The sequence below is a fragment of the Sinorhizobium numidicum genome (genome assembly GCF_029892045.1).
GTDB lineage: Bacteria > Pseudomonadota > Alphaproteobacteria > Rhizobiales > Rhizobiaceae > Sinorhizobium > Sinorhizobium numidicum.
Map to the genome: position 1 here is coordinate 3,301,784 of NZ_CP120368.1, position 22,946 is coordinate 3,324,729.

The 22,946-nt window shown below is 61.9% G+C and carries 24 protein-coding genes and 2 pseudogenes; 11 read left to right on the forward strand and 15 right to left on the reverse strand.

Features of this window, described 5'->3' with window-relative positions:
• Nucleotides 1–76: 76 nt before the first annotated feature.
• Together PYH37_RS27095 and PYH37_RS27100 are read right to left on the reverse strand one after the other, a co-directional pair.
• Nucleotides 77–1,099: a LacI family DNA-binding transcriptional regulator gene (locus tag PYH37_RS27095; RefSeq protein ID WP_280735978.1), complete on the reverse strand. Its 1,023-nt coding sequence runs from the start codon at nucleotides 1,097–1,099 to the stop codon at nucleotides 77–79.
• Nucleotides 1,100–1,199: 100 nt separating this feature from the next.
• The gene (locus tag PYH37_RS27100; protein WP_280734555.1) at nucleotides 1,200–1,703 is read right to left on the reverse strand and encodes a MarR family winged helix-turn-helix transcriptional regulator; all 504 of its coding nucleotides are present in this window, start codon (nucleotides 1,701–1,703) and stop codon (nucleotides 1,200–1,202) included.
• Between the two features lie 113 nt (nucleotides 1,704–1,816).
• Here PYH37_RS27100 and PYH37_RS27105 point away from each other — a divergent pair, with 113 nt between their 5' ends.
• From PYH37_RS27105 to PYH37_RS27115, 3 genes are all read left to right on the forward strand, one after another.
• Complete coding sequence (locus PYH37_RS27105; protein WP_280734556.1) at nucleotides 1,817–2,608, forward strand: creatininase family protein; 792 nt, start codon at nucleotides 1,817–1,819, stop codon at nucleotides 2,606–2,608.
• 125 nt (nucleotides 2,609–2,733) lie between these two features.
• Nucleotides 2,734–3,834: a CobW family GTP-binding protein gene (locus tag PYH37_RS27110; protein ID WP_280734557.1), complete on the forward strand. Its 1,101-nt coding sequence runs from the start codon at nucleotides 2,734–2,736 to the stop codon at nucleotides 3,832–3,834.
• A 64-nt stretch (nucleotides 3,835–3,898) separates the two neighbouring features.
• A complete protein-coding gene (locus PYH37_RS27115; RefSeq protein WP_280734560.1) occupies nucleotides 3,899–4,888 on the forward strand; it encodes a WD40 repeat domain-containing protein in 990 nt (329 codons plus the stop codon).
• Between the two features lie 143 nt (nucleotides 4,889–5,031).
• On the opposite strand, the pseudogene PYH37_RS27120 reads toward PYH37_RS27115, so the two are convergent.
• Nucleotides 5,032–5,477: pseudogene (locus tag PYH37_RS27120) on the reverse strand (glyoxalase superfamily protein).
• Between the two features lie 283 nt (nucleotides 5,478–5,760).
• Here PYH37_RS27120 and PYH37_RS27125 point away from each other — a divergent pair.
• Together PYH37_RS27125 and PYH37_RS27130 are read left to right on the forward strand one after the other, a co-directional pair.
• A complete protein-coding gene (locus PYH37_RS27125; RefSeq protein WP_280734561.1) occupies nucleotides 5,761–6,393 on the forward strand; it encodes a LysE family translocator in 633 nt (210 codons plus the stop codon).
• A 51-nt stretch (nucleotides 6,394–6,444) separates the two neighbouring features.
• Nucleotides 6,445–6,843: a VOC family protein gene (locus PYH37_RS27130; protein ID WP_280734562.1), complete on the forward strand. Its 399-nt coding sequence runs from the start codon at nucleotides 6,445–6,447 to the stop codon at nucleotides 6,841–6,843.
• A 275-nt stretch (nucleotides 6,844–7,118) separates the two neighbouring features.
• Here PYH37_RS27130 and PYH37_RS27135 read toward each other — a convergent pair whose 3' ends face one another.
• The gene (locus tag PYH37_RS27135) at nucleotides 7,119–7,709 is read right to left on the reverse strand and encodes a GNAT family N-acetyltransferase (RefSeq protein WP_280734563.1); all 591 of its coding nucleotides are present in this window, start codon (nucleotides 7,707–7,709) and stop codon (nucleotides 7,119–7,121) included.
• Nucleotides 7,710–7,800: 91 nt separating this feature from the next.
• Nucleotides 7,801–8,940, reverse strand: a complete 1,140-nt coding sequence (gene odc2 / locus PYH37_RS27140) for an ornithine/lysine decarboxylase (RefSeq protein ID WP_280734564.1) — start codon at nucleotides 8,938–8,940, stop codon at nucleotides 7,801–7,803.
• A 663-nt stretch (nucleotides 8,941–9,603) separates the two neighbouring features.
• Between odc2 and PYH37_RS27145 the strand changes: the two genes are divergently transcribed.
• The 3 genes from PYH37_RS27145 to PYH37_RS27155 all read left to right on the forward strand — a co-directional run bounded on the left by PYH37_RS27145 (nucleotide 9,604) and on the right by PYH37_RS27155 (nucleotide 12,279).
• Entirely contained in the window at nucleotides 9,604–10,497 is an 894-nt protein-coding gene (locus PYH37_RS27145; RefSeq protein WP_280734565.1) for a LysR family transcriptional regulator, read from the forward strand.
• 115 nt (nucleotides 10,498–10,612) lie between these two features.
• Nucleotides 10,613–11,257 (forward strand): DUF1007 family protein, encoded by a 645-nt coding sequence (locus PYH37_RS27150; RefSeq protein WP_280734566.1) that lies wholly within the window; start codon nucleotides 10,613–10,615, stop codon nucleotides 11,255–11,257.
• Nucleotides 11,251–12,279 carry a nickel/cobalt transporter gene (locus PYH37_RS27155; RefSeq protein ID WP_280734567.1) on the forward strand — a complete coding sequence of 343 codons (1,029 nt, stop codon included), beginning with the start codon at nucleotides 11,251–11,253 and terminating at the stop codon, nucleotides 12,277–12,279. The genes PYH37_RS27150 and PYH37_RS27155 overlap by 7 nt, the downstream gene beginning before the upstream one ends.
• Nucleotides 12,280–12,356: 77 nt before the next feature.
• On the opposite strand, the gene PYH37_RS27160 is transcribed toward PYH37_RS27155, so the two are convergent.
• The 4 genes from PYH37_RS27160 to PYH37_RS27175 form a co-directional block, all read right to left on the reverse strand.
• Nucleotides 12,357–12,572, reverse strand: a complete 216-nt coding sequence (locus PYH37_RS27160) for a hypothetical protein (RefSeq protein WP_280734568.1) — start codon at nucleotides 12,570–12,572, stop codon at nucleotides 12,357–12,359.
• Nucleotides 12,569–13,267 (reverse strand): GNAT family N-acetyltransferase, encoded by a 699-nt coding sequence (locus PYH37_RS27165; RefSeq protein WP_280734570.1) that lies wholly within the window; start codon nucleotides 13,265–13,267, stop codon nucleotides 12,569–12,571. The genes PYH37_RS27160 and PYH37_RS27165 overlap by 4 nt, the downstream gene beginning before the upstream one ends.
• A 123-nt stretch (nucleotides 13,268–13,390) precedes the next feature.
• A complete protein-coding gene (locus tag PYH37_RS27170; RefSeq protein WP_280734571.1) occupies nucleotides 13,391–14,092 on the reverse strand; it encodes a tellurite resistance TerB family protein in 702 nt (233 codons plus the stop codon).
• A gap of 332 nt (nucleotides 14,093–14,424) precedes the next feature.
• Nucleotides 14,425–15,063 carry a 2-dehydro-3-deoxy-phosphogluconate aldolase gene (locus PYH37_RS27175; protein ID WP_280734572.1) on the reverse strand — a complete coding sequence of 213 codons (639 nt, stop codon included), beginning with the start codon at nucleotides 15,061–15,063 and terminating at the stop codon, nucleotides 14,425–14,427.
• 202 nt (nucleotides 15,064–15,265) lie between these two features.
• On the opposite strand from PYH37_RS27175, the gene PYH37_RS27180 reads away from it, so the two are divergent.
• From PYH37_RS27180 to trhO, 3 genes are all read left to right on the forward strand, one after another.
• Nucleotides 15,266–15,739: a CYTH domain-containing protein gene (locus PYH37_RS27180; protein ID WP_280734573.1), complete on the forward strand. Its 474-nt coding sequence runs from the start codon at nucleotides 15,266–15,268 to the stop codon at nucleotides 15,737–15,739.
• Nucleotides 15,736–16,644, forward strand: a complete 909-nt coding sequence (locus PYH37_RS27185; protein WP_280734575.1) for a CHAD domain-containing protein — start codon at nucleotides 15,736–15,738, stop codon at nucleotides 16,642–16,644. Before PYH37_RS27180 ends, PYH37_RS27185 begins: the two co-directional genes overlap by 4 nt.
• Nucleotides 16,645–16,855: 211 nt before the next feature.
• On the forward strand, nucleotides 16,856–17,800 hold the full coding sequence (gene trhO, locus PYH37_RS27190; RefSeq protein WP_280735979.1) for an oxygen-dependent tRNA uridine(34) hydroxylase TrhO: 945 nt from the start codon (nucleotides 16,856–16,858) through the stop codon (nucleotides 17,798–17,800).
• A gap of 65 nt (nucleotides 17,801–17,865) precedes the next feature.
• On the opposite strand, the gene PYH37_RS27195 is transcribed toward trhO, so the two are convergent.
• The 6 genes and pseudogenes from PYH37_RS27195 to PYH37_RS27220 all read right to left on the reverse strand — a co-directional run bounded on the left by PYH37_RS27195 (nucleotide 17,866) and on the right by PYH37_RS27220 (nucleotide 22,791).
• Nucleotides 17,866–18,330, reverse strand: a complete 465-nt coding sequence (locus PYH37_RS27195; RefSeq protein ID WP_280734576.1) for an aconitase X swivel domain-containing protein — start codon at nucleotides 18,328–18,330, stop codon at nucleotides 17,866–17,868.
• Nucleotides 18,288–19,530 (reverse strand): annotated as a pseudogene (locus PYH37_RS27200) (aconitase X). The gene PYH37_RS27195 and the pseudogene PYH37_RS27200 overlap by 43 nt, the downstream one beginning before the upstream one ends.
• Before the next feature lie 212 nt (nucleotides 19,531–19,742).
• Nucleotides 19,743–20,141 carry a GFA family protein gene (locus tag PYH37_RS27205; RefSeq protein WP_280734577.1) on the reverse strand — a complete coding sequence of 133 codons (399 nt, stop codon included), beginning with the start codon at nucleotides 20,139–20,141 and terminating at the stop codon, nucleotides 19,743–19,745.
• A 104-nt stretch (nucleotides 20,142–20,245) separates the two neighbouring features.
• On the reverse strand, nucleotides 20,246–21,025 hold the full coding sequence (locus PYH37_RS27210) for a MetQ/NlpA family ABC transporter substrate-binding protein (RefSeq protein ID WP_280734578.1): 780 nt from the start codon (nucleotides 21,023–21,025) through the stop codon (nucleotides 20,246–20,248).
• 31 nt (nucleotides 21,026–21,056) lie between these two features.
• The gene (locus PYH37_RS27215) at nucleotides 21,057–21,722 is read right to left on the reverse strand and encodes a methionine ABC transporter permease (RefSeq protein WP_280734580.1); all 666 of its coding nucleotides are present in this window, start codon (nucleotides 21,720–21,722) and stop codon (nucleotides 21,057–21,059) included.
• The gene (locus tag PYH37_RS27220) at nucleotides 21,712–22,791 is read right to left on the reverse strand and encodes a methionine ABC transporter ATP-binding protein (RefSeq protein WP_280734581.1); all 1,080 of its coding nucleotides are present in this window, start codon (nucleotides 22,789–22,791) and stop codon (nucleotides 21,712–21,714) included. The genes PYH37_RS27215 and PYH37_RS27220 overlap by 11 nt, the downstream gene beginning before the upstream one ends.
• Nucleotides 22,792–22,946: the final 155 nt, after the last annotated feature.

The following is a 22,946-nucleotide window of genomic DNA, read 5'->3' on the forward strand; positions in this document are numbered from 1 at the left end:
ATGTTCCTTTCTGGAGCGCGAAGAAGGGATTGCGGACGGTTTAGGCCGGCATCCTGCTCCAATTTAAGGGAAACGATCAAGCGGTTACGCGGAGAGGACCCGTCGACTGGCGAATGCGCATTTCCGGCTTGATCAGATGGATGCCGTCCGGCTCGTGGCTCCCGGAAAGCTTGTCAAGCAGGGCGCGCGCCGCGCTGCGGCCCACCTCGGCCTGACCATTCCAGACCGTTGTCAGAGCGGGCGTCGCAATCGACGCCTCTTCCAGATCGTCGTAACCGGTCACGGAGATGTCGACGCCCGGCACGAGACCGGCGCGAGCGATACCGTTCATCATGCCGATCGCCACCAGATCGTTCCAGCAGACGACCGCCGTCGGCTTTTGCGGCAGCGACAGAAGGTGCACCGCAGCTTCGAACCCGCCCTGCTTGGAACGCGGGCCCGGAATGCGGAGTTCCGGATCGACTTCGATATTCGCCTTGCGCAACGCGTTGACATAGCCTTGGTATCGGTCGCGGCCGGTCGAGGTCTGGTCGGTGCCGCCGACCATCGCAATGCAGCGGTGTCCGAGGCCGATGAGGTGATTGGTTGCGAGCGCGATGCCATAGGCATCGTCGCCGCGGAAGATTGGCACGTCGAGGCCGTCGATGGAACGCGCGATCAGGATCGCCGGCATGCCATTGTCCTCGGCGAGCTGGATATCTTCCGGCGGCGTGCCGATCGCCGGCGACATGATCACGCCGTCGCCACCGAGTTGCAGCAGCGTTTCGATGAAATCGCGTTGCTTCTCGACGGAATCGTAATGATTGGAGAGAATGAAGGTCTGCTTGTCGCGATCGAGTTCCGCCTCGATCGCCTTGAGGATCTCGCCGTAGAACGGGTTCATGATGTCGTGCACCACGACGCCGATGATGCCGGAACGCGATGTCCTGAGGCTCGCGGCGCGCCGGTTGTAGATATAGCCGAGCGCGCGTGCCTGCTCCTTGATCTTGTCGCGGGTGACGGTTGCGACAAGCGGGCTGTCTCGCAATGCCAGGGATACCGTCGCCGTCGAAAGGCCGAGTGTTTCCGCGATTGTCGAAAGCTTGACCTTTTGCGCCACCATACCCCCCAGTTGCAGTCGATGTTGTCAGCCCGATTTAAACCCTCTTTAAACTGTTTAAATTGTCTTCGCAATCGGGGAAGTCAACTGGAAGGCGCTCTCAGTCTGCGGCTCGCGCCGCCTGCAGATTGCTGTCGACGACGCGAAGCAGCTTCAAGAGCGTGCGGACCTGTTTGTCGGTCAGGCCGCGCGTGGCGAGCTTTTCCGAATGCTGGCCCGCCTCGGCAATGGTTTGCAAGCGCTCGCGCCCGGGAGTGGTCAGGTAGACCTTGGTCAGCCGCGCATCGCCCTCGTCCGGCCGACGTTCAAGAAAGCCCTGAGCTTCCATGCGACCGATCGTGCGCGTCATCGTCGGCGCCTTGACGCCGAGCTTGGCCGCAAGCGCGCCGGCGGTCAGGCCGTCGGTTTCGGCAAGCGCCAGCATAACGCCGTCCTGCCCGGCATAAAGGCCGCTTTCGATCAGGTTGCGGGAGAGCACCGTGCGCATCGATCGCGCCGCCTGGACGAGAACGGAAGCAAGGTCATGATCGTGGGGTTCGGCAACAAGCTCATCCTTCCTCTTGCCGTTCTTGCCCTTCTTTTCGGCTTTGCTCTTCTTGCCCATTGGACCTCCCGCCGAATCCCGTACACTGCCTTTATAGCAATACGGCCCGTGAATACGAACTGTATGACTCAAATAACAATTTTACGACAATCGATGCGAAGGACCGAAGAGAAATGTCGATGCCTAAGGCCCGCTGGGAGGACAATCCCCCCGATCTCGCTGCCATCGAGCGACGGGACTGGATCGCCGTGCTGCCGCTCGGGGCTCACGAGCAGCACGGGCCGCATCTCCCCTTCGAAACCGACCGGCTCATCGCCGAAGGCATCGTCGCGCGCGTCATTGCCCGCTTACCGCAAGACCTGCCGGCGACCTTTCTGCCGGTCGAACCGGTCGGCTATTCGATCGAGCACATGGACGTGCCGGGGACTCGCACGCTCGCCTATGACGAGGCGATCTCACGCTGGCTCGGAATCGCTCAAAATCTCGCTCGGCTCGGTATACGCAAATTCGTGATGCTGAACGCCCATGGCGGCAATTCTCCCCTGATGACCATTGTCGCGACCGAGGCGCGGGTGCGCTTCCGTATGCTTACGGTCGCCACGAGCTGGACGCGCTTTGGGCAGCCGGAAGGCTGGATCAGCGCCGAGGAGAAGGCAATCGACATCCACGGCGGCGACATCGAGACGTCGGTGATGCTGGCGCTGTGTCCGGACAAGGTGGACATGGCGAACGCGCGCAATTTCCCCTCTCGCCAGAGCGAGTTCGCCCACCGTTTCAGACATCTGCGCGCCTACGGCCCGCACGCCTTCGGCTGGAAGATGTCGGACCTCAGCCCGGAAGGCGTCGCCGGCAATGCCGCGGCTGCCACGGCGACGCGCGGCGAAGCCCTGCTCGACCATGCGGTGAGCGGCATCATCGAACTGCTTCGGGACGTGAAGGCCTTTGACGCCGGAGAACTTGCCTGATCCGCGCGGCCGGCGATCTCGCTGGCGGCAAAAACGCCCACTCCTATTTGCGCATCGTCGCGTCATCTCCTATATCAGTCCCCGACATTGATGACCGCGGCGCATCGCCAATCCTCGAGGCTCCCATGACAGAAGCATCCACGCAGAAGCCGATTCCCGTAACCGTGCTCACGGGCTATCTCGGCGCCGGCAAGACAACGCTGCTCAATCGCATCCTCAGCGAGAATCACGGCCGGAAATATGCGGTCATCGTCAACGAATTCGGCGAGATCGGCATCGACAACGACCTGATCGTCGAATCGGACGAGGAAATCTACGAGATGAACAACGGCTGCGTTTGCTGCACCGTTCGCGGCGACCTGATCCGCGTCGTCGAAGGGCTGATGCGCCGCCCCGGCCGTTTCGACGCGATCATCGTCGAGACCACCGGCCTTGCCGATCCGGTTCCAGTCGCCCAGACCTTCTTCATGGATGACGACGTGCGCGCCAAGACCGAGCTCGACGCCGTCGTCGCTCTCGTCGACGCCAAGCACCTGCCGCTGCGGCTGAAGGACAGCCGCGAGGCGGAGGACCAGATCGCCTTCGCCGACGTCGTGCTGCTCAACAAGACCGATCTCGTGACGCCGGAAGAACTCGAGCGGATCGAGGCGACGGTGCGCGTCATCAATCCGTCTGCCCGGATCTACAGGACGCAGCGCTCCGAAATCGACCTGACCAAGGTTCTCGACCAGGGCGCCTTCAATCTCGAAAAGGCACTCGAAAACGACCCGCACTTCCTCGACCAGGACGAGCACGACGGTCACGTCTGCGGCCCGGATTGCGATCACGACCATCATCATCACAATGACCATCACGATCATGATCATCACGGCCATGAGCATGATCACCACCATCATCACAATGACAGCCCGTCGCCGATCCACGACGTGACGGTGCAGTCGATCTCTTTGCGCGGCGGCGAGATGAATTCGGACCGCTTCTTCCCCTGGATCCAGAAGATCACCCAGACCGAGGGACCGAACATACTGCGCCTGAAGGGCATCATCGCCTTTGCAGGCGACGCGGAGCGCTACGTGGTGCAGGGCGTTCACATGATCATCGAGGGCGACCACCAGCGCGCCTGGAAGGATGGCGAGAAGCGCGAAAGCCGGCTGGTCTTCATCGGTCGCGATCTCGACCGCGAGAAGCTCGAACGCACCTTCAAAGCTTGCGAGGTCCAGGCATGATCCGGAAAGGTGATTGCCGGCTTTCGCATGAGATCATGCTGAAACAAGAGAGCCTGACCAACTGATGCCGACAGTCGCTCCGCTCGATCTTGAAGGCCACGTCGTCGGCGTCGTCTTCCTTAAGGATACCCCGTTCTTCGCCGGAGCCGCAGGCACGATTCACCGCCTCGACCAAGGTCACAAAACGACCGAAGCGCATGACGGTTTGCTTTCGCTCGCTTATGACGAGGCGAGCGATACGCTCCTGACCGGCGGCGAGGACGGCAAGGTAATGCGCATCTCGGCCGACGGGACCGCCAGCCTTGTTGCTGAAACGTCGCGCAAGTGGATTTCGCAGGTCTCAGGCGGGCCGCAGGGCGCGGTCGCCTATGCCTATGGCAAGACGACCTTTGTCCGGCTTGCCGACGGCACCACCAAGGAATTTCCCGAGGAGCGCACGGTCGAAGGCATTGCCTTCGCGCCGAAGGGGTTGCGGATCGCGGTTGCGCGCTACAATGGCGTATCGCTGCATTGGGTCGCGATGACCGGGCAGCCGGTCGATCTCGAATGGAAGGGCGCCCATACCGGTGTCACTTTCTCTCCCGACGGCCGCTTCGTTGTCACGACCATGCAGGAAAACGCTCTCCACGGCTGGAAACTTGACGCAAAGCCAGGCGCCGAGGCGCGGCACATGCGCATGACCGGCTACCCGGCCAAGGTGAAGTCGCTTTCCTGGTCCGCCAAGGGCAAGTGGCTCGCCTCTTCCGGCGCGCCGGCCGCCATCATCTGGCCCTTCCAGGGCAAAGATGGGCCGATGGGCAAGGCCCCGCTCGAGCTTGGCACCCGCGCCAATATCATGGTGACGACCGTCGCCTGTCACCCGGCTGAAGACGTCGTCGCCGTCGGCTACGAGGACGGCATGATCCTCGCCGCCCGCTTCGCCGACAGCAAGGAAGTGCTGCTGCGCCGCCCCGGCAAGGGTGCGATTACGGCGATGGCCTGGAACAGAAACGGTCGGCAGCTTGCCTTCGGTTCGGCGGCCGGCGATTGCGGCGTGGTGGACATCGCCGGGTAGAGCCTATCTAGCGGCTGCGATGGCCGCCTCGCGTCTCGCGCGACGCGCCTCTCACCCTGGCCTTCTCGCCGCCTGCGGGGAGAAGGTGGCGCAGCCGGATAAGGGGGAATCGCGAAGCCCGCTTCGCTGCGTGCCACCAGTCGTTACCATTCAGGCTCCAGATGCGGGCGGCCGTTCGAGGTCTTTTCTATCGTCCGCCCGGTATCGTCGATGGTCACCGTTACCCGCTGGCGGAAGGCCGAGAAGCTTTCGAATGTGACCACATCGACCGGTTCGTCGAATTTGAACGCAGGCGATATCGCCCCGGCTGTGCGGTCAGCGCATGAACCGAAAGGATTTCCGCCTCGAAAGCCTGGCCGAGATAATGACCCTTGACCCGCGATCCGAGCATCCACGGATCGAAGGGCGGTCGGTTGCCGGCGGCGGCATGGAGAGTATTCCAATCGCGGTAGCCGTATTGAGCGGCGATCAGTTCGAGCGATTTTGAGTGACTGATTTCCTCGCCCTGCGATGCGAGCCGGGAGCGCAGGCGTTTTGCCTGATCCTTCAGCACGTCGAGTGCGGGAAGCGTCGTTGTTTGATGCACCATGACAGGGTCTCCTGCTGCGGCATGCAATTTCAGGATGGGTGCCCGCATTGCCATCGGTTCGCATGCCGTTGAGGCGTGACCGTGTCAAAAGGAGGGACTTCACCAAAGCTGACGCTCGCGGACGGCAGGGGCCCTCGCCCGCCGCATCCGTAAGGCAAGCTGCCGAGGCTGTCAAACGAGCGTGCGACGATGGATCGGCAACGACCTTGCCAAAGATGGCGAGCCGACGCTTGCGCGCACGCCAAAGCTGTGAGAGGACTTGGCGACCCGAAGGGAGGACATCATGAGCGAAGTCACCATACTTGCATTCGCGCTCGTCGCTTTCATCGGCATTGCGACGCCCGGACCGACGGTGCTGCTAGCTCTCACCAACGGCTCACGCTACGGCGTGAATCGGGCGGCGGCAGGCATGGTCGGCGCAGTTCTATCCGATTTCGTACTGATCGGCGCCGTGGCGCTCGGCCTCGGCGCGCTTTTGGCCGCGTCCGAGTTCTGGTTCACGGTCGTCAAGTGGCTGGGCGCCGCCTATCTCGCCTACTTGGGCGTCATGCTGCTGCGCTCCAAGGGCACGCTGGAGGTGCCGGGCGGCGAGAGCACGGCCGGCGCAGCCACGACACGCGGGATCTTCATGAAGAGTTTCCTTGTCGCCGTCACCAATCCCAAGGGCTATTTGTTCTTCTCGGCCTTCCTGCCCCAGTTCATCGATTCCGGACTGCCGCAGGCGACGCAATATGCCGTCCTGGCGGTCGTCTTCGCCTCGATCGATTTCGTGGTGATGTTCGGCTACGCGCTGGTCGGCTCGCAAGCCGTCCGTTTCCTGAAGCGCTCCGGCGCGATCTGGCTCGATCGCTTCTGCGGCGGCGCCTTGTTGGCGATCGCCGGATCTCTCGCCCTTTATCGGCGTGCCACGAACTGAGATGTTGCGCACAAGGACAATGCAGGAAGAAGCGGCGGAAGAGAACCGTCCATGATCGGATACACGATGGTCGGAACTGCAGATCTGAACCGGGCCGAACAGTTCTACGATCCGTTGATGGCCTTGCTAGGCCAGGAGCGCTGCTTTTCGGACGAGCAGTTCGCCTCCTGGGGCCGAAAGGATGACGATAGGGCGCCGCGCTTCTTCACCGGATATCCGTTCGACGGCAACAGCGCCTCGGTCGGCAACGGCGCGATGACCGCCTTCCTCATCGAAAGCCCGGAAGTGATCGATCGAATGTTCGAGATTGCGTTGGAGCGCGGCGGGCAGGACGAGGGGAAGCCCGGCTTTCGCCCGCAGTACGGCGAGGGCTTCTACGCCGCCTATGTACGCGACCCGGACGGCAATAAACTGGCCTTTGTCTGCTACGATGCAGGAAAACCGGCCTGAGTTCCTCCGGTCGGATCTACTGCATGTTTCCTTAAATCGGAACCGATTTAAGGACAAAAACATGCAGCAATTCAAAGTGCTACAGCGACCTTTGTGCGTTTGAAAAGACGCACGGCGCTGTAATACTGCCTGGCGAGCTATAGCCCCGCGTGCCCATCCTTTAATTCCGAAGACACTGTGAGAGGGCGTGCCCTCCAAAACGCAGCGCTCCCGCCGCCGACTGCAGCAGGAGCGCTGTTCTTTGTCCGCCTCCGCAGGGTGAGAGGCGGCAAGCTTTATGCCGCGCGCTTGAGCGGCGGCAAGGCCAGCTTCCGGCCGCTCGCGACCAGCAAACCGGCGGCACTCTCGAGCCAACCTTCCTTGAGCTCAAGCGCCAGGAAACGGTTGCGCTCGAAGGGACCTGGCATCACGAGATGCTGCGTAAGCGTCGTAAAGAAGCCGAAGCGTTCATAGTAGGCGGCATCGCCGACGAGCAGGATGGCGCCGTGGCCGCGGTGCTTCGCCTCCTGGATGGCGGCGCGCATCAGCATGCCGCCAATGCCTTTGCCCTCATGGGCCGGGTCGACCGCAAGCGGGCCGAGAAGCAGCGCCGGGATGGCGTGTCCTTCGCGGTTTACACCGGCCTCGACATTCCAGAGGCGCACCGTGCCGATGACATGGCCGTCGAGGTCGCGCGCAACCAGCGCGAGACCCTCAGCGGGCACCCGCCCGCGCCGGAGCTTTTCCGACGATTTCTTGCGGCGGCCCGGACCCATGGCGCGGTCGAGCAGGTTTTCCCGCGCAACGACATCGCCCGGGTTCTCGGAATCGATCACAAAGGTGGACGGCGCGAAGAACGCGCGTAGGGCATCAACAACAGCGGCCATCGGGGCCTCCCGTCATCAAAAACCGCTTCAGGCGGAACTGCGAAGAATTGTGAAATCGCCGCTCCCGCTTAAAAAGCGGGAGCAAGCTGGATCAGATCACATAGGACTTCAGCGGCTCGAAGCCGTTGAAGGCTACTGCCGAGTAGGTCGTCGTGTAAGCGCCGGTGCCTTCGATCAGAACCTCGTCGCCGATCGTCAGCGAGATCGGCAGCGGATACATGTTCTTCTCGTAAAGCACGTCGGCCGAATCGCAGGTCGGACCGGCAATGACGCAGGGCTCCATATCGTCACCATCGCGCGCGGTGCGGATGGGGTAACGGATCGCCTCGTCCATCGTCTCGGCGAGACCGCCGAACTTGCCGATGTCGAGGAACACCCAGCGGTGACCGTCGTTGTCCGACTTCTTCGAGACGAGGACGACTTCCGCCTTGATCACGCCCGCATTGCCGACCATGCCGCGGCCCGGCTCGATGATCGTCTCCGGGAGCTTGTTGCCGAAGTGCTTCTTCAGCGCACCGAAGATCGCCTGGCCATAGGCTTCGGCCGATGGAACGTCCTTCAGGTACTTCGTCGGGAAGCCGCCGCCCATATTGACCATCTTGAGCTCGATGCCCTGCTTTGCCAGCTGCACGAAGACGCGCTTGGCATCGGCGAGCGCCGCATCCCAGGCGTCGAGCTTCGTCATTTGCGAACCGACATGGAACGACACGCCATAGGAGACGAGGCCGAGCTGATGGGCGTAGACGAGTACGTCGACAGCCATCTGCGGCACGCAGCCGAACTTGCGCGACAGCGGCCACTCGGCGCCTTCGCCATCGGTCAGCACGCGGCAGAAGACACGGGCGCCCGGAGCGGCGCGCGCGACCTTCTCGACCTCTTCGTGACTGTCGACGGCGAACAGGTTGATCCCCAGGGCATGAGCACGGGCAACGTCCCGCTCCTTCTTGATGGTGTTGCCATAGGAGATACGGGTCGGGGTCGCACCAGCATCAAGCGCCATTTCGATTTCGGCGACGGACGCGCAATCGAAATTGGAGCCGAGACCGGCGAGGAGACGCAGGACTTCCGGCGCCGGGTTGGCCTTGACGGCGTAGTAGATCGCACTGTCCGGCAGCGCATGACGGAAGGCCTTGAAATTGTCGCGCACGATGTCGAGGTCGACAACGAGGCATGGGCCTTCGGGTCGTCGGGTGTTGAGAAAGTCGATGATGCGTGCCGTGGTCATGGCCATATTCCCTGATCCATTAAACTCCACAACTGTGGAGGACAAAGGGCATACGCGCGCTTGCACAGGTGCCAGCCGGTGGAGACCCCGGAACCATGCATGCGCTCGATGCGCGAAACGTTGAATCGAAGCCCGCAAAGGCTAGGATTCGGCTTTGTCTGCCATGGATTGGAGGGAATAACCCAACCGCACTTCCGGCAATGAAGGTGTGCCTCTTCAGTAACCCCGGCTGTTGGAGAGCCGGCAGACACCAGAAAGGCCCGCACCGTCGTTGCTTCAAGATGTCCTCGCATTTCCCGGTTGGCCGGAATAGCGACTGGAGGGGTTAGTTCCAGGTACCTTACCGATACCCTCACCTAATCGAGGGTCGGCGGACACCCACAGGCACGTGCGACTTTGGGCAAGGGGTAGGTAAGAAAAAACACTGTCGTAATCAAGAGTTTTTTCCGTTTGCCGCGCAATTTTTTCTGGACCCGAAAACATTGTCAGTGTTCACTTTCATTGAACAATCGCCACTGCGCCGAGGCTGGCCGCCGAAAGCCGGAAATGAGGGAATCCGGACCGAATTTCGGCCGCCGGTGCCAACATCGATGCGGCTGAAGCAAAAGGCAGGCGAAATGCTCCGCGGCGAATCAGTTTGCCGCGCGACTTCGGGAGGAATGATCGGCCATGGACACCTTGACCCGCATCCGCGCCTTTATCGACGTCGTGGACGCGGAAGGATTCTCGGCCGCCGCCCGGCGCGTCGGCAAATCCAAGGCACTTCTGTCGAAATATGTGCGGGAGCTCGAAGACGAACTCGGCGCACTGCTCCTCAACCGCACGACGCGGCAGTTCTCACTGACCGAAGCGGGGCACACCTATTACCGCACCGCGTCCGAGATCCTGAAGGAGATCGACAATCTCGCCGATCTCGTTCGCGCCAACAATTCCGATCTGCGCGGCCGTCTCAGAATCACCGTTCCGCGGACCTTCGTCGATGCGGAGATCGGTCAGTCACTGATAGATTTCGGTAAGCAGCACCCGGAGCTGTTGCTTGATATCGTTTCCGACGACCGTTTCATCGACCTCGTCGAGGAGGGCTTCGACGTCGCGATTCGCATTAGCCGGCTGGAGGATTCGACGCTGATCGCGCGCAAGCTCGACGACTTCCAGGTGCTGCTCTGTGCCTCGCCGGAATTCATGACCAAAGTCGGTCAGCTCAATCATCCGAGCGAGCTTTCCAAGATCCCGTGCATTCTCGACACCAACGGGCGCTCCTATTCGAACTGGCGCTTCATCGAGCCGGACGGTTCGCCCTTCACGGTTCCGGTCAGCGGGCAGATCGAGGTCAATAGCCCGCTTGCATCCGTGCGCGCCGCAGTGAGCGGCATCGGGGTGGCGCCCGTGCCGGACTTCATCGCCCGGCCGAAGATCCTGTCCGGCGAACTCGTGACGCTATTCGACGATTTCCTGCCGAAGGACCGCGGTATCTACGCGATCTATCCGCATCGGCGCTATCTGCCGACCAAGGTGCGTACCTTCGTCGATTTCGTCCACGGCTGGTTCCGCAAGTCGCAATAATTATCGGCGCAACCCGCATCTGCTGCCAGGCGAAGTCCCAATTCCGTCCCATTTGCGGTACATTCGGAGGGCGATTCGTACGGTCCGCTTTCGGCCCAAAAGGATTTCCATTCCCATGAAGACACAACGCCTCGTCATGGCCGGCCTTGCGACCCTCATCGCGCCCGCCCTGGCTGCCGCCCACCCGCATATCTTCGCCGAAGCGCGGCTGGAGATCGTTTCCGACGACAAAGGCGAGATCGGCGAGCTGCGCAACGTCTGGCGCTTCGACGAACTATTCTCGGCGAGCGTGGTACTCGACTTCGACAAGAACTCGAATGCCACGCTCGACCCGGAGGAATTGAAGGAAGTCGGCCAGACCGTGCTCGAGTCCCTCTCGGAATACAATTACTACACCACGATCCTCGACAACGGAAAATCGGTGAAGGTCAACAAGCCCGAGGCGATCAATGTCGATTACAAGGACAATCAGCTGCTGATGATCTTCGCGGTCAAGCCGGCGCAGCCGATGCCGCTTAAGGGCAAGCTCTCCTTCGGCGTTTACGATCCGACCATGTATACGGCGATGGACTTCCCGACCGACGATGACCTGACGGTCGTCGGCGAAAAGATCGAGGCCTGCAAGCATCAGGTGGTGCGGCCGGATCCGGACGAAGTGCTGGCCGAGAACAAGGACACATTGACCGACGCTTTCTGGAACGACCCGACCGGAACCGACATGTCCAAGCTCTTCGCAACCAGGCTCGAGGTCACATGCTGAACGCTCGCAAGATCGGCGGCGCGCTCGCGGCCGCGCTTTTGTTGACGGCTCTTACCGCGACCGTGGCCATGGCCCAATCGCCGCTCGGCATCGGCACTGCCGAACCTTCCATCCAGACGAACGGTTTTTTCGGCGGCTTTTTCTCCTGGGTGAACATGGAGCAGCAGAGTTTTTATCGCCTGCTGACCGGAGCGCTCAAGGGCATGCGCGAAAACCCATGGCAGCTCTGGTCGCTGATCGGCCTCTCCTTTGCCTATGGTGTCTTTCACGCTGCCGGCCCTGGGCATGGCAAGGCGGTCATCTCCTCTTACATGATCGCCAACGAAACGGAGCTCAGGCGCGGCGTCCTTCTGTCGTTTCTCTCTTCTATGCTGCAGGGCATCGTCGCCATCCTGCTGATCGGCGCCGTCTATCTCGTGCTGCGCGGCTCCTCGATCAGCATGACGAATGCGACTCGCTCGCTTGAAATCGCAAGCTACGCGCTGATCGCCGCTTTCGGCGGCTGGCTCGTCTTCCGCAAGGTGCGCTCGATGGTTCAGCCGGCCCACGCTTCCGGCGATGCGCACATCCACCGCGATCACGACCATCATCACCACGCTCACGATCACCTTCATGATCACCACCACGCGCATGCGGCCGGCGAGGTCTGCGCTACCTGCGGCCATGCGCATGCGCCCGATCCGGCCATGCTGAAAGGCGATCGTTTTGCGCTCAGCGAAGCCTGGTCTGCAATTGTCGCCGTCGGGCTGCGCCCCTGCTCCGGCGCCCTGATCGTGCTCTCCTTCGCACTGCTGAACGGCCTCTATCTCGGCGGCGTCCTCTCGGTCATCGCCATGTCGATCGGCACCGCAATCACAGTCTCTGTGCTCGCGACCCTGGCCGTCACCGCCAAAGGCTTCGCCCTGCGCTACGCCTCAAGCGACTCGGCCGCGACGCGCATCTCGAACGGTATCGAGATCGCGGGGGCGCTGCTGGTCCTGGTACTAGGACTTGTTCTGTTGGGCGCTGCGTTGCAGGGCTGAGTTAGATCAAGAAAATAGGTTTGGCAGGGGCGGGAATACCCGCTCGATTATCTCAACCTACGAGAATTGACCTCAGATCAAAGCCCACGGCGGCGTTGATGGCGGGCGCGCAGCCAGAAAATCAGGAAGAAGCCAAGCACGAAAAGAACAGCGAAGCCGGCGGCAAGCCAAGGCGAAATCTCACCGAGCTTCAGCATGATCGAAGGCAGCGCGAAAAAGCCGATGCCGATGACGACGAGAATGATCGCAGCGGCGATCGCCGCAGACTTTTCCTTCTTCTCAGGCGCGCTCAAGCTCGCTCCTTTGCCGCAAGGTCGGCACGAATATATTCGAGGCGCCGCCTCTGGCGACCGTCGTCATCAAAATTATCGGGCGAAAGCCAGTGCTCGAATGCGGCCTTGATGAGCGGCCATTCGCCATCGATCATCGAGAACCAGGCCGTATCACGATTGGCGTGCTTTGAAACCATGTGCTGACGGAAAATGCCCTCGAAGGTGAAGCCGAGTCGCAGGGCGGCAGCACGGCTCGCCATGTTTTCGCTATGGCATTTCCATTCGTAGCGCCGGTAGCCGAGATCTTCGAAGACGTGCCTCGCCATCAGGTAATGGGCCTCGGTCGAAAGCGGGGAACGAGCCATGGCTGGCCCATGCGCTACACCGCCGACTTCGACGACGCCGTTGGCCGGGTCGGCGCGCATGTAGTTTGCCATTCCGACGATTTTGCCGTTCGCCTTGTCGCGAAACACCTCGGTGATCCAGCCGGATTTTTGCTGAACAGCAGAGAGCCAGGCATCAAACGCCTCGATGCCGGAAAAATCGTCCTGGGTGAAATATTTCAAGAGCGGGTTGATGGCCATGCCGCCGAAGGCGTCGTTCCAGAGCGCCTCGAGATGCGTTGCCCGGTAATAGGGCTCCAACCGGACATACCGCCCTTCGAGGAAGACCGGTTGCGGCGCCGGACAACCCTTCCAATTGGTAAGATCGCGCATCAAATACTCCCGCGTTCCATTTGCTTTCGCAATAGGACAGACGCCGACCAGTTACAATTCAAACTCGTGATAGAACGATGAGCGGAGCCGATCGGGCGCTCCGCTCGGCACCGGCAGGTCGGTTCAGGCGGGAACCTTCGCCGCCGAGACCGTCGCCTCAATGTGATCGACAAGCGCATCGGCAAGCCCGAGCCGGCCGGCGAGCAGATCGAGATAGCCGCGCTCGGCCCGGCTTTCCGGCTCGATCGCGAGACGGGATGCCGTATAGATCTCCACCCGCTCCTCTTCCGTCTTGGCAGCGGCGACGATCGCGTCGAGATCGACGGGGTTTGCAAGCTCGGCTTCGAGGAAGGCGGCGGCATCCGCCGACAGTCCCGAAACGGAGAGCTTGTCCATGATGTGGCGGCGCTCGACGTCGTCTATGTGGCCATCCGCCCGGGAGGCGGCGATCATGGCGCGCACGAGTGCGAGCGCGAAATCATCACTGACGGGCGCGGTGCTGAAGGCGGAATCGGCCGGCGGCGGCGGCAATTGGGCGTTCGGCTTCAAGGGCGGCTCTGCCGTCGGCGCCTTGCCGGCCTGGTAGTTCTTGTAGGCTTGATAGCCGAGGCCCGCGATCGCTGCGAGGCCGCCGAGCACAGCAGCATTGCCGGCAAGCTTGCGGCCGGACTTGCTGCCGAGAAGAACGGCCGCGATCGCGCCGGTTGCCAGCGGATTGTCCTTGGCGAGCTTCGTTGCCTGATCCGCGCGGTCGCGAACCGTGCCGCCGGCGCCAGGCACCTGCGACCCCAAGAACTGATCCAGCAATTTCTTCGCGTCAAACATCGGTGTCGTTCCTTTCGGTTTCGTGCGCGACGGAAAGGCGGGGGCTCCGTGCATGCCGCTTCATTCCAGATCGGAGCGGACGCGGCCGGAAGACCCGCTTCTCCGCGATCCCGCTCCACTTCGCGGATTGAGACATAGGAACGGTGCCGCGAAAATACAAACTCGCGCCTATTGCATGGTTTCTTAAGTCGGAACCGATTTGAGGAACCATGCAGCAGTTCAAAGTGTTGCAGCGACCTTTGTGCGTCTGAAAAGACGCGTGGCGCTGCGAGACGAAAAAAGGGCCGGACAAGCGTCCAGCCTCTTTTTTCGTTTTTGCCCGCTCTCTTGGATCAGGCCTTCAGCACATAGGCCTCGGCAGCGAGCTTGGTGATGCCGGCCCAATCACCCTTGGCGACCAGTTCCTTCGGCGCCACCCAGGAGCCGCCGACGCAGACGACGTTCGGCAGCGACAGATAGTCACGCGCATTGGCGAGCGAGATGCCTCCGGTCGGGCAGAAGAAAGTGCCGGCGAGCGGAGAGGAGAGAGACTTCAAATAGGCGGCACCACCGGCTTGTTCGGCCGGGAAGAACTTCATCACCTGGTAGCCTTCCTCACGGAGCCCCATCACCTCGCTCGCCGTCGCCGCACCCGGAAGCAGTGGAACCTCGTGGTCGTTGGCGACGTCGATCAGTTCCTGCGTCGTGCCGGGGCTGACGATGAACTGCGATCCCGCCTCCACTGCCGCTTCGAACTGCGCCGCGTTTAGGATCGTCCCGGCACCGGCGACGGCACCCTCCACCTCGTTCGCAACCGCGCGGATCGCCTCCAGCGCCGCCGTCGTTCGCAAGGTGATCTCGATCGCCTTCAGGCCACCGGCAACCAGTGCCCGCGCGAGCGGTACTGCCGCGGCCACATCATCGATCACCAGCACCGGCACCACCGGTTGCAGCTTGAGGATGGAAAGAAGCTTGTCGGTTTTCGCGCTCATGCCGATCGTCCTTTTAAAACGATTGAATACTGCCCCCGCATACTCCGCCTGCCGCCCATTGTCGAGACCTGAAGGGCGTCGCTCATTCGCTGATTTACAACAGCAGACGGTAAAATATCGTCCGCGGCAAGGCGGTGACTTGAGCGCAGCCGATTAAACGGTAGTCTGTTGCCGGTCGACCTCTCGATATGGCGGGGAATTCATGGCGAAGGAGATAGAGCGCAAGTTCCTGGTCGCTTCGGACGGCTGGCGGCAACATGCGGACAAGGGCACAAGGCTCCGTCAGGCCTATATCGTCACCATGGAGGATCGCTCGGTGCGCGTCCGCATTCATGGCAACAAATGGGCGCGCCTGACCATCAAGATCGGCAAGTCGGCGCTGGTCCGCAACGAGTACGAATACGACCTGCCCATGGACGACGCGCGCGAACTGCTGACACAGGCGGTCGGCATAATCATCGAGAAAAGGCGTTTCCGCGTGCCCCACAAGGGCTTCACCTGGGAGGTCGACGTCTATGAGGGAGCGCTCGAGGGTCTTGTCGTCGCCGAAGTCGAGATGAAGCAGGAGACGGATCTTCCCGCTCTGCCGGCGTGGCTCGGACGCGAAATCACCGGCAACCGGCGCTATTCCAACCAGGCGCTCGCCACTGAGGGACTGCTGGAAGCGCAACCATGACCTATGCTTTCAGTCCGGACCGGCCTTTCACCGAGGACTTTCGCGCCGTCGGCGCCGAACTGATCGAGCGCGCGGTAGCGGCCCTGGAGGATCAGCCCGCGGGCGTTCACGAGGCGATCCATGATGCCCGCAGGAACTTCAAGCGCCTGCGCTCGCTCTACCGGCTCGTCGCCTCCGATGCACCGGCCCTCCAGAAACAGGAAAACGCCCGCATCCGCGAGATGGCTCGAAATCTGTCGCCGGTCCGAGACGCCGCGGCTCTCGTCGAGAATGCCAGCTATCTACGTGCGCATGCGAGCAATGAAGAGCAGAGATCGGCTCTCGATCATGTCTGCGCGGCCTTGGCGGCGCGCCGCGACCGGATCTCGGAAGACGAAACCGACATCGCAGGAAAGATCGCGACCACCGTCGCCAACTGCCAACAGGCGCTTGCGGCGCTCGCGCATGTATCCTTCGACGACGGCAAACGAAAGACCGCCGGCCGACTGGAAAAAGGCTGGCGGAGAACGCTAAGGCGTGCGGCGCGTGCCAGAGTCGCTTGCGAAACGGGAACCGATGCCGCCCTGTTCCACGAACTGCGCAAGCGCACCCAGGACTACCGGATGCATCTGGCTCTGCTGCGGGGGGCATGGCCTTCGGCGATGCAAGCCAAAAGGGCTGACGCGAAAGAGCTGGTCGACGTGCTGGGTCATTTGAACGACCTCGCCGATATGACCTCGCTGATCAACGAGCAACCGGAGATCGCAGGCAGCAGCCAAAACCAGGCCCATCTCCTCTCCGCCGTCATTCACCGGCAGGAAGAACTCAGACGAGAAGCCTTGCAGCGAGCGCAGGCGGTCTTCGGCGACCGGCCGGAGGATGAAAGCCGGACGGTCGGGCTGCTCTGGCTCGAGGCGGGGCGGTAGAGGGAAGCGTGCTCATGCCCTTTCATTCCGCCCGCCGATCACCTTATCCCTGCAAGTCGGGCAACGAGACGCGCGGGCCGCTCAAAAATCCCCCGCTTGCGCGTAGAGGGCCGGGCTGAGGGGCAAATCATTCCGTCCTCACGACGCGCGGGACAATTCGGCGCGGCCGCCGCAATTGCACTTGGCGCCCGAAAGCTGTATTTGCGTGGCCATGACCGACATGCTGACGACACCGCGCCCGGAGACGCAAGGCCAGTTTCTGGTAGCCGCGCTTTATCATTTTGTTTCCTTCCAGCGCTTCGCCGAATTCCGCGAGCCGCTGCAGGCAATCTGTGACGCCAACGGCGTGAAAGGCACGCTGCTCATCGCGCATGAGGGGATCAACGGGACGATCGCCGGCACCGACAAGGGCATTGCCGCGGTGCTTGCCTATCTGCGCGCCCAGCCAGAATTCGCCTGCCTCGTACACAAGGAGAGCCGGGCTTCGTCCATGCCCTTCCTGCGCATGAAGGTGCGGCTGAAGAAGGAGATCGTCACCATGGGCGCCGAGAATATCGATCCAAACAAGGTGGTCGGTACCTATGTGGAGCCGCAGGACTGGAACACGCTGATTTCCGATCCGGATACTTTGGTGATCGACACGCGCAACGACTACGAAACCGCAATAGGGCTCTTCCGCGGCGCCGTCGATCCGAAGACCAAGACGTTTCGGGAATTTCCCGAGTGGGTGCGCAACAACGCCGGCCTCAACAATAAGCCGAAGATCGCCATGTATTGCACCGGCGGCATCCGCTGCGAGAAGGCGACCGCGTTCATGAAGGAGCAGGGTTTCGAGGAGGTCTATCACCTGAAAGGCGGCATCCTCAAATATCTCGAGGAAATACCGCCCGAGCAGAGCCTCTGGGACGGCGCCTGCTTCGTCTTCGACGAGCGCGTTTCGGTTACTCATGGACTTCAGGAAGGCGAGCACACGCTCTGCCATGCCTGCCGCCAGCCACTGACCCCGGAAGACCTCCTGTCGCCCTTGCACGAGGAAGGCGTCTCCTGCGTCCATTGCCACGAGAGCCGCACGGAAGAGGATCGCGAGCGCTATCGCCAGCGGCAGAAACAGATCACGCTGGCGAAGAAGCGCGGCGAGCGGCATCTCGGGGGCTGAGACGGCCTTTATCCAAGTTCCCGTCTTTTCGCATCCGCAACGGTTTGGCAACGTGTTTATTCGTCTCAGTCTACCTCGATCGTCGCCACCCTCTCGCCGGCATCGATCGCCAAATAGGCGGCTCCGGCGATCGCTGACCAGTCCGCCTCCTGCGCGAGTGCCACTGGACAACTCTTGCCGTAGAGTTCGGCCGCAACCATCGCGCCAACCGTAACGATAGCGTCACGCGAAAAAAGCACGATGGCCGCCGGCCCCGTTTCGCGCCGGAGCGCTTCCGCCAGAACCGAGCTTCCGGAACTGGAACCTCGCCCTGCCCGCATTACCAGAATGCGGCCGCTCATTACCTCTTCCTTCTGCGGATGCCACTGGTCGATAATCCTGCCGCTTGCCGAATCGAGACCGCCCCAGAAGCTCAAGGGTTCTGAAAGCACCAGGGTTTTCGCCGCCGCCGTGCCGGCTACAAGCGTCGTCACCTGCAATCTGACCGTCAAAGCCGCACCACCTTTCCGGCTCTGGCCGACGCCACACACTCGGCAAGCGAACCGAAGCCGACATCGACGCCGATTGCCGGGCGCGTAATAGGCCCATTTGCCGGAATTGGTCATGACCGCGCCGGACATGTCGCGCATCACGGCAGTCACATAGGTGCAGGTATCGATGACCAGCGTGACCCCGGCAGCCTCCAGGCGCTCCTCCCAGCCGCGACGCTGCAATTCTTCGAGCACGGCCCGATGAGTATTGACATAGATGTCGATCGCCGGCCGCTCGCCTTCAAGCCGCGGCATCAGCCGCTCGAACTCGGAAAGCGAAAAATGCGGCGTGCCGAGGCTGACCGCAGTGAGCGTCGTGCCATCCGGCACCGTCGAGAGATTACGCACGGTCGCGCGCAAATCTTCCGCCGTCAGCCGGATGATTTCGTCCGGTGCCCTGCCCTGGAAAGCGGCCTCGACGGTTGGCGCCTCCAGCGTCAGTCCGACCGCGTGGAACAGCGCAACGGCCCCCGCCGAGGCGGCAACTGCACCGAGAGCCTTGAGGTCGTCCTCACCTGTCGAGGCAGGCAGACCGACAATCGCCGGCACGCGGTCGCCGCATCGCCTGCCGATCACATGCCCGACGGCGACACAGGCAAGGCCCGCCTCCTCCCACTCCTCAGGCAGGCTCTCGACCTCCACAAGCACACGCGCGCGGCGATTTTCGGTTACGTGCAGGCCGTAACAGGGTGCCCGACCGGTGAGCGCGCAACAGAGATCGATGAAATCGCCGTAGCGGTTGGTGCGGGCGCCGAGCACGGAATTGGCAAAAACGATGGCGTTCGATTCCGCCCAGGCGATCTGAGCGCCAAAACGCGGCCGGAAGATCGTCTGGTAGGGCGCGCAGGTGAAGGTCGGCATGCAGCCGAGTTCCTCATGCGCCTTCATGAGCCTTGCGCCACCGCTGCCGACCTCTTCACTGCCGCGAAAGAGTTCCGGATGGATGAGATCGACGGATGCGACATTGAGCGTCGTCGGGACGCGAACCCGACCGCCCAGCCTAACGAGGTGCTCGACGAAATCGAGGCTCACCTGACCGAGATAGAGACAGCCGTCGAGATGGGCGGCTTCGATATCAATGAAGCGTTCCGCGCCGACGGCCTCGGCGAAACGGACGAGAAGACGCATGGCGAAGGCCGAGGCCCCGCCCTGTTCGCCGGAAAGGAAAGATCGGTCGAGGGGAGAAAGCTGAGTGGACATGCCGCCGATTAAAGTCGTCGGCGTTCGCAAGTCAATTCGTCGACGCATCAGGCGAACTTCGGGGACGCATCTCGGAGCGAAAATGCGGATGAGCCGCGCGCTTCGCTCCTACAGCGCCGTGCGTCTTTTCAGACGCACAAAGGTCGCTGTAGCACTTTGAATTGCTGCATGTTTTTATCCTTGAATCGGCTCCGATTTAAAGAAGTAGGCGCTCAGTCCGGGAGTGTTTCGCACTCATCCAACTGGAGCGCAAGCCGGTCCCAGTGCGGGCGGCTGCGGGTGAAAACCGCATCGGCCGGCTCGAACAGCGAGGTGTCGTCGAGCGTGCCCGCATAGATCGTCCATCGATCATCGTCGGGCGGACCGGAGCTGAAGATCTGGCTGCCGCAGGCAGCGCAGAAATGCCGGACCGTGACATTGCCGTTTTCAGCGAATTTCTCGTAGGCCCGGAGTTCGCCGGCGAAATCGACATCGCTACGCGAGAAAATGATGTAGCAGGAATGGCCGGTGCCGGTCACTCGCTGACAATCGCGGCAATGGCAAAAACCGGCATAAAGCGGCGCTCGTTTCGCCTCATAGCGTACCGCGCCGCACAGACATCCACCCTTCATCGCGCTCTCCTTCCTCTGAGGACGGGAGAATAGCGCAGGGGATCTGCCGATCAAACAAAACCGCGCGCCAACTCGTGACGCGCGGTTTTTTCACAAGACCTAAATCACCAACCCGCGATGACCGATCCTTTGAAGGTGTCATTGATAAAGGCCTTCACCGTATCGTTCTGGTAGGACTCGACCAGAGTCTTGACCCAGGGCGCATCCTTGTCCTTGCTGTTGACGGCGATGATGTTGACATAGGGCGCCTTTTCGCCTTCGCGAGCGATCGGGTCTTTTGCCGGATCGAGGCCGGCTTCGAGCGCGTAATTGGTGTTGATGACGGCGGCGTCGACATCGTCCAGCGAGCGCGGAAGCTGGGCGGCATCGAGCTCGGCAAAGGTGAGGTTCTTCGGATTTTCGATCACATCGGCCGGCCCGACCTTGAGGCTGGCGCCTTCCTTGAGCTTGATCAGCCCCTTGTCGGCAAGGATCAGCAGCGCGCGCCCGCCATTGGTCGGATCGTTCGGAATCGCGACTGTCGCGCCGTCGGCGAGCTCGTCCAGGCTCTTCACCTTCTTCGAATAGACGCCCATCGGAAAGTTGACCGTATAGGCGACGCTGACGATGTCGAAGCCGCGATCAGTAACCTGATTGTCGAGATAGGGCTTGTGTTGGAAGGAGTTGGCGTTGAGCTCGCCATCGGCAAGCGCCTGGTTCGGAACCACGTAGTCCGAGAATTCCAGGATTTCGATGTCGAGATCCTTTGTGGCCGCCACTTCCTTGACCTTTTCTATGATCTGCGCGTGCGGACCGGGGGTGACCCCGATCTTGATGGTTTCGGCGCGCGCCGCGCCGGCGAGAAAGGCCATGGCAAGCGATGCTGCTAGGAGAATATTCTTCATGTGAGGCTCCTTGGATATCGGTGGAAAGAGGTCAATTTTTGCGGCTGCGCTTGTCGAAGCGGCGGGCAAAGCGATCGCCGGCGCTCTGCACCAATTGCACCAGCACGATGAGCACGACCACGACGATAAGCATCACGTCCGGCATGAAGCGCTGATAGCCGTAACGGATGCCGAGATCGCCGAGGCCCCCGCCGCCGACTGCGCCGACCATTGCGGAGTAACCGATGAGGCTGACGATGGTCATGGTGAATGCGAGCGTCAGTGCCGGCCGGGCCTCGGCGAGCAGCACTTTCGAGACGATCTGCATCGGTGTCGCACCCATGGCGCGCGCCGCCTCGATCAGCCCTTTGTCGACGTCGCGGATCGCCGCCTCTACGAGACGGGCGAAGAAGGGAATGGTCGCAATCGTCAGGGGAACGATCGCCGCCTTCGTGCCGATCGACGTGCCGGTAACCAGCCGCGTGAAGGGAATGATCGCGACAACGAGGATGATAAAGGGTGTCGAGCGGGTGGCGTTGACGATTAAGCCTATAATGCGGTTTGCGTTCGGCGCGTGAAACAGCTCGCGCTTGCCGCTGGTCGCCAGGAAGATGCCGATCGGCAGGCCGATCAGCGAACCGATGAGGCCGGCAATCGCCACCATGCGCAGCGTGTCGAGCGTGGCTTTGCCGATGAGAAGCAGAAGATCAGGCGACATAGCCGAGCACCTCCGTGACCAATCCGTTCTCGCCGAAAAAGCGCTGGGCCTTCCCCGACGTTTCGGCATCCGCCGCATAGGCGACCACCAGCGACCCGTAAGGCCTGCCGCCGATCTCGTCGATCGTACCGGCGATGATGTTGACCTCGGCGCCGATCGACTTGATGAGCTGCGAGATCAACGGCCGCTCGGCCGCCGCCCCGAAGAACGTGAGGCGGACGACGATGCGATCACCGACGCCGGCTATCGGCCTCAGGTCTCTTGCGATTGCCTCGGGCAGTTTCGAGCCCGGCAGCCCGGAGAGCAACGCGCGCGTCGTCTCATGTTTCGGATGGGTGAAGACATCGAAGGTGTGGCCGCGCTCGACGATCTCGCCCCGGTCGATCACCGCGACACTCGACGTGACGGCCTTCACCACCTCCATCTCGTGGGTGATGAGCAGAACGGTCAGCCCGAGTTCGGCATTGATCCGCTTCAGGAGCTCGAGGATAGACTGGGTTGTTTCCGGATCGAGCGCCGACGTCGCCTCGTCCGAGAGCAACAGCTTGGGTTCGGTCGCAAGCGCGCGGGCAATGCCGATGCGCTGCTTCTGTCCACCGGAAAGCTCGGCTGGATAGCGGCCATGCTTGTCGGCAAGGCCGACAAGGTCGAGAAGCGGCCGCACCCGCGCTTCGATCGAGCGCCGGTCCATGCCGGCGATTTCCAGAGGTAGCGCGACGTTGCCGAATACGGTGCGGGACGAGAGCAGATTGAAATGCTGGAAGATCATGCCGATCGAACGCCGGAGACTGCGCAGTCCCGCCTCGTCGAGCGCGCCGACATCGACACCGTCGACAAGAACCTTGCCGTCCGAAGGCTTTTCGAGGCCGTTGACCAGCCGGATCAGTGTGGATTTACCCGCGCCGGAGCGGCCGATGATGCCGGTGATCGAACCGCGGCCGATCGTCAGGCTGACATTGTCGAGGGCGGTGAAAGCGCCGCTTTCACCGGATGCTGCAAAGCGCTTCGAAACGCCGTCGAAGACGACTGAAGCATCGGCAGGCGAAAGCTCGGAAAGAGGAACGGTCATTGTTCGGTCGCCCCCAGAAGAGGGATCACAACGATATAAGGATACATGATGCTCTCGGATGTTCGAAACTCTTGCCCCAGGCGCAGCAGGCCGGGACGGAAAATGCGTCGGGTCAGGCCGACATTCGACAACGCATTCGGAACGGGGAGCGACTC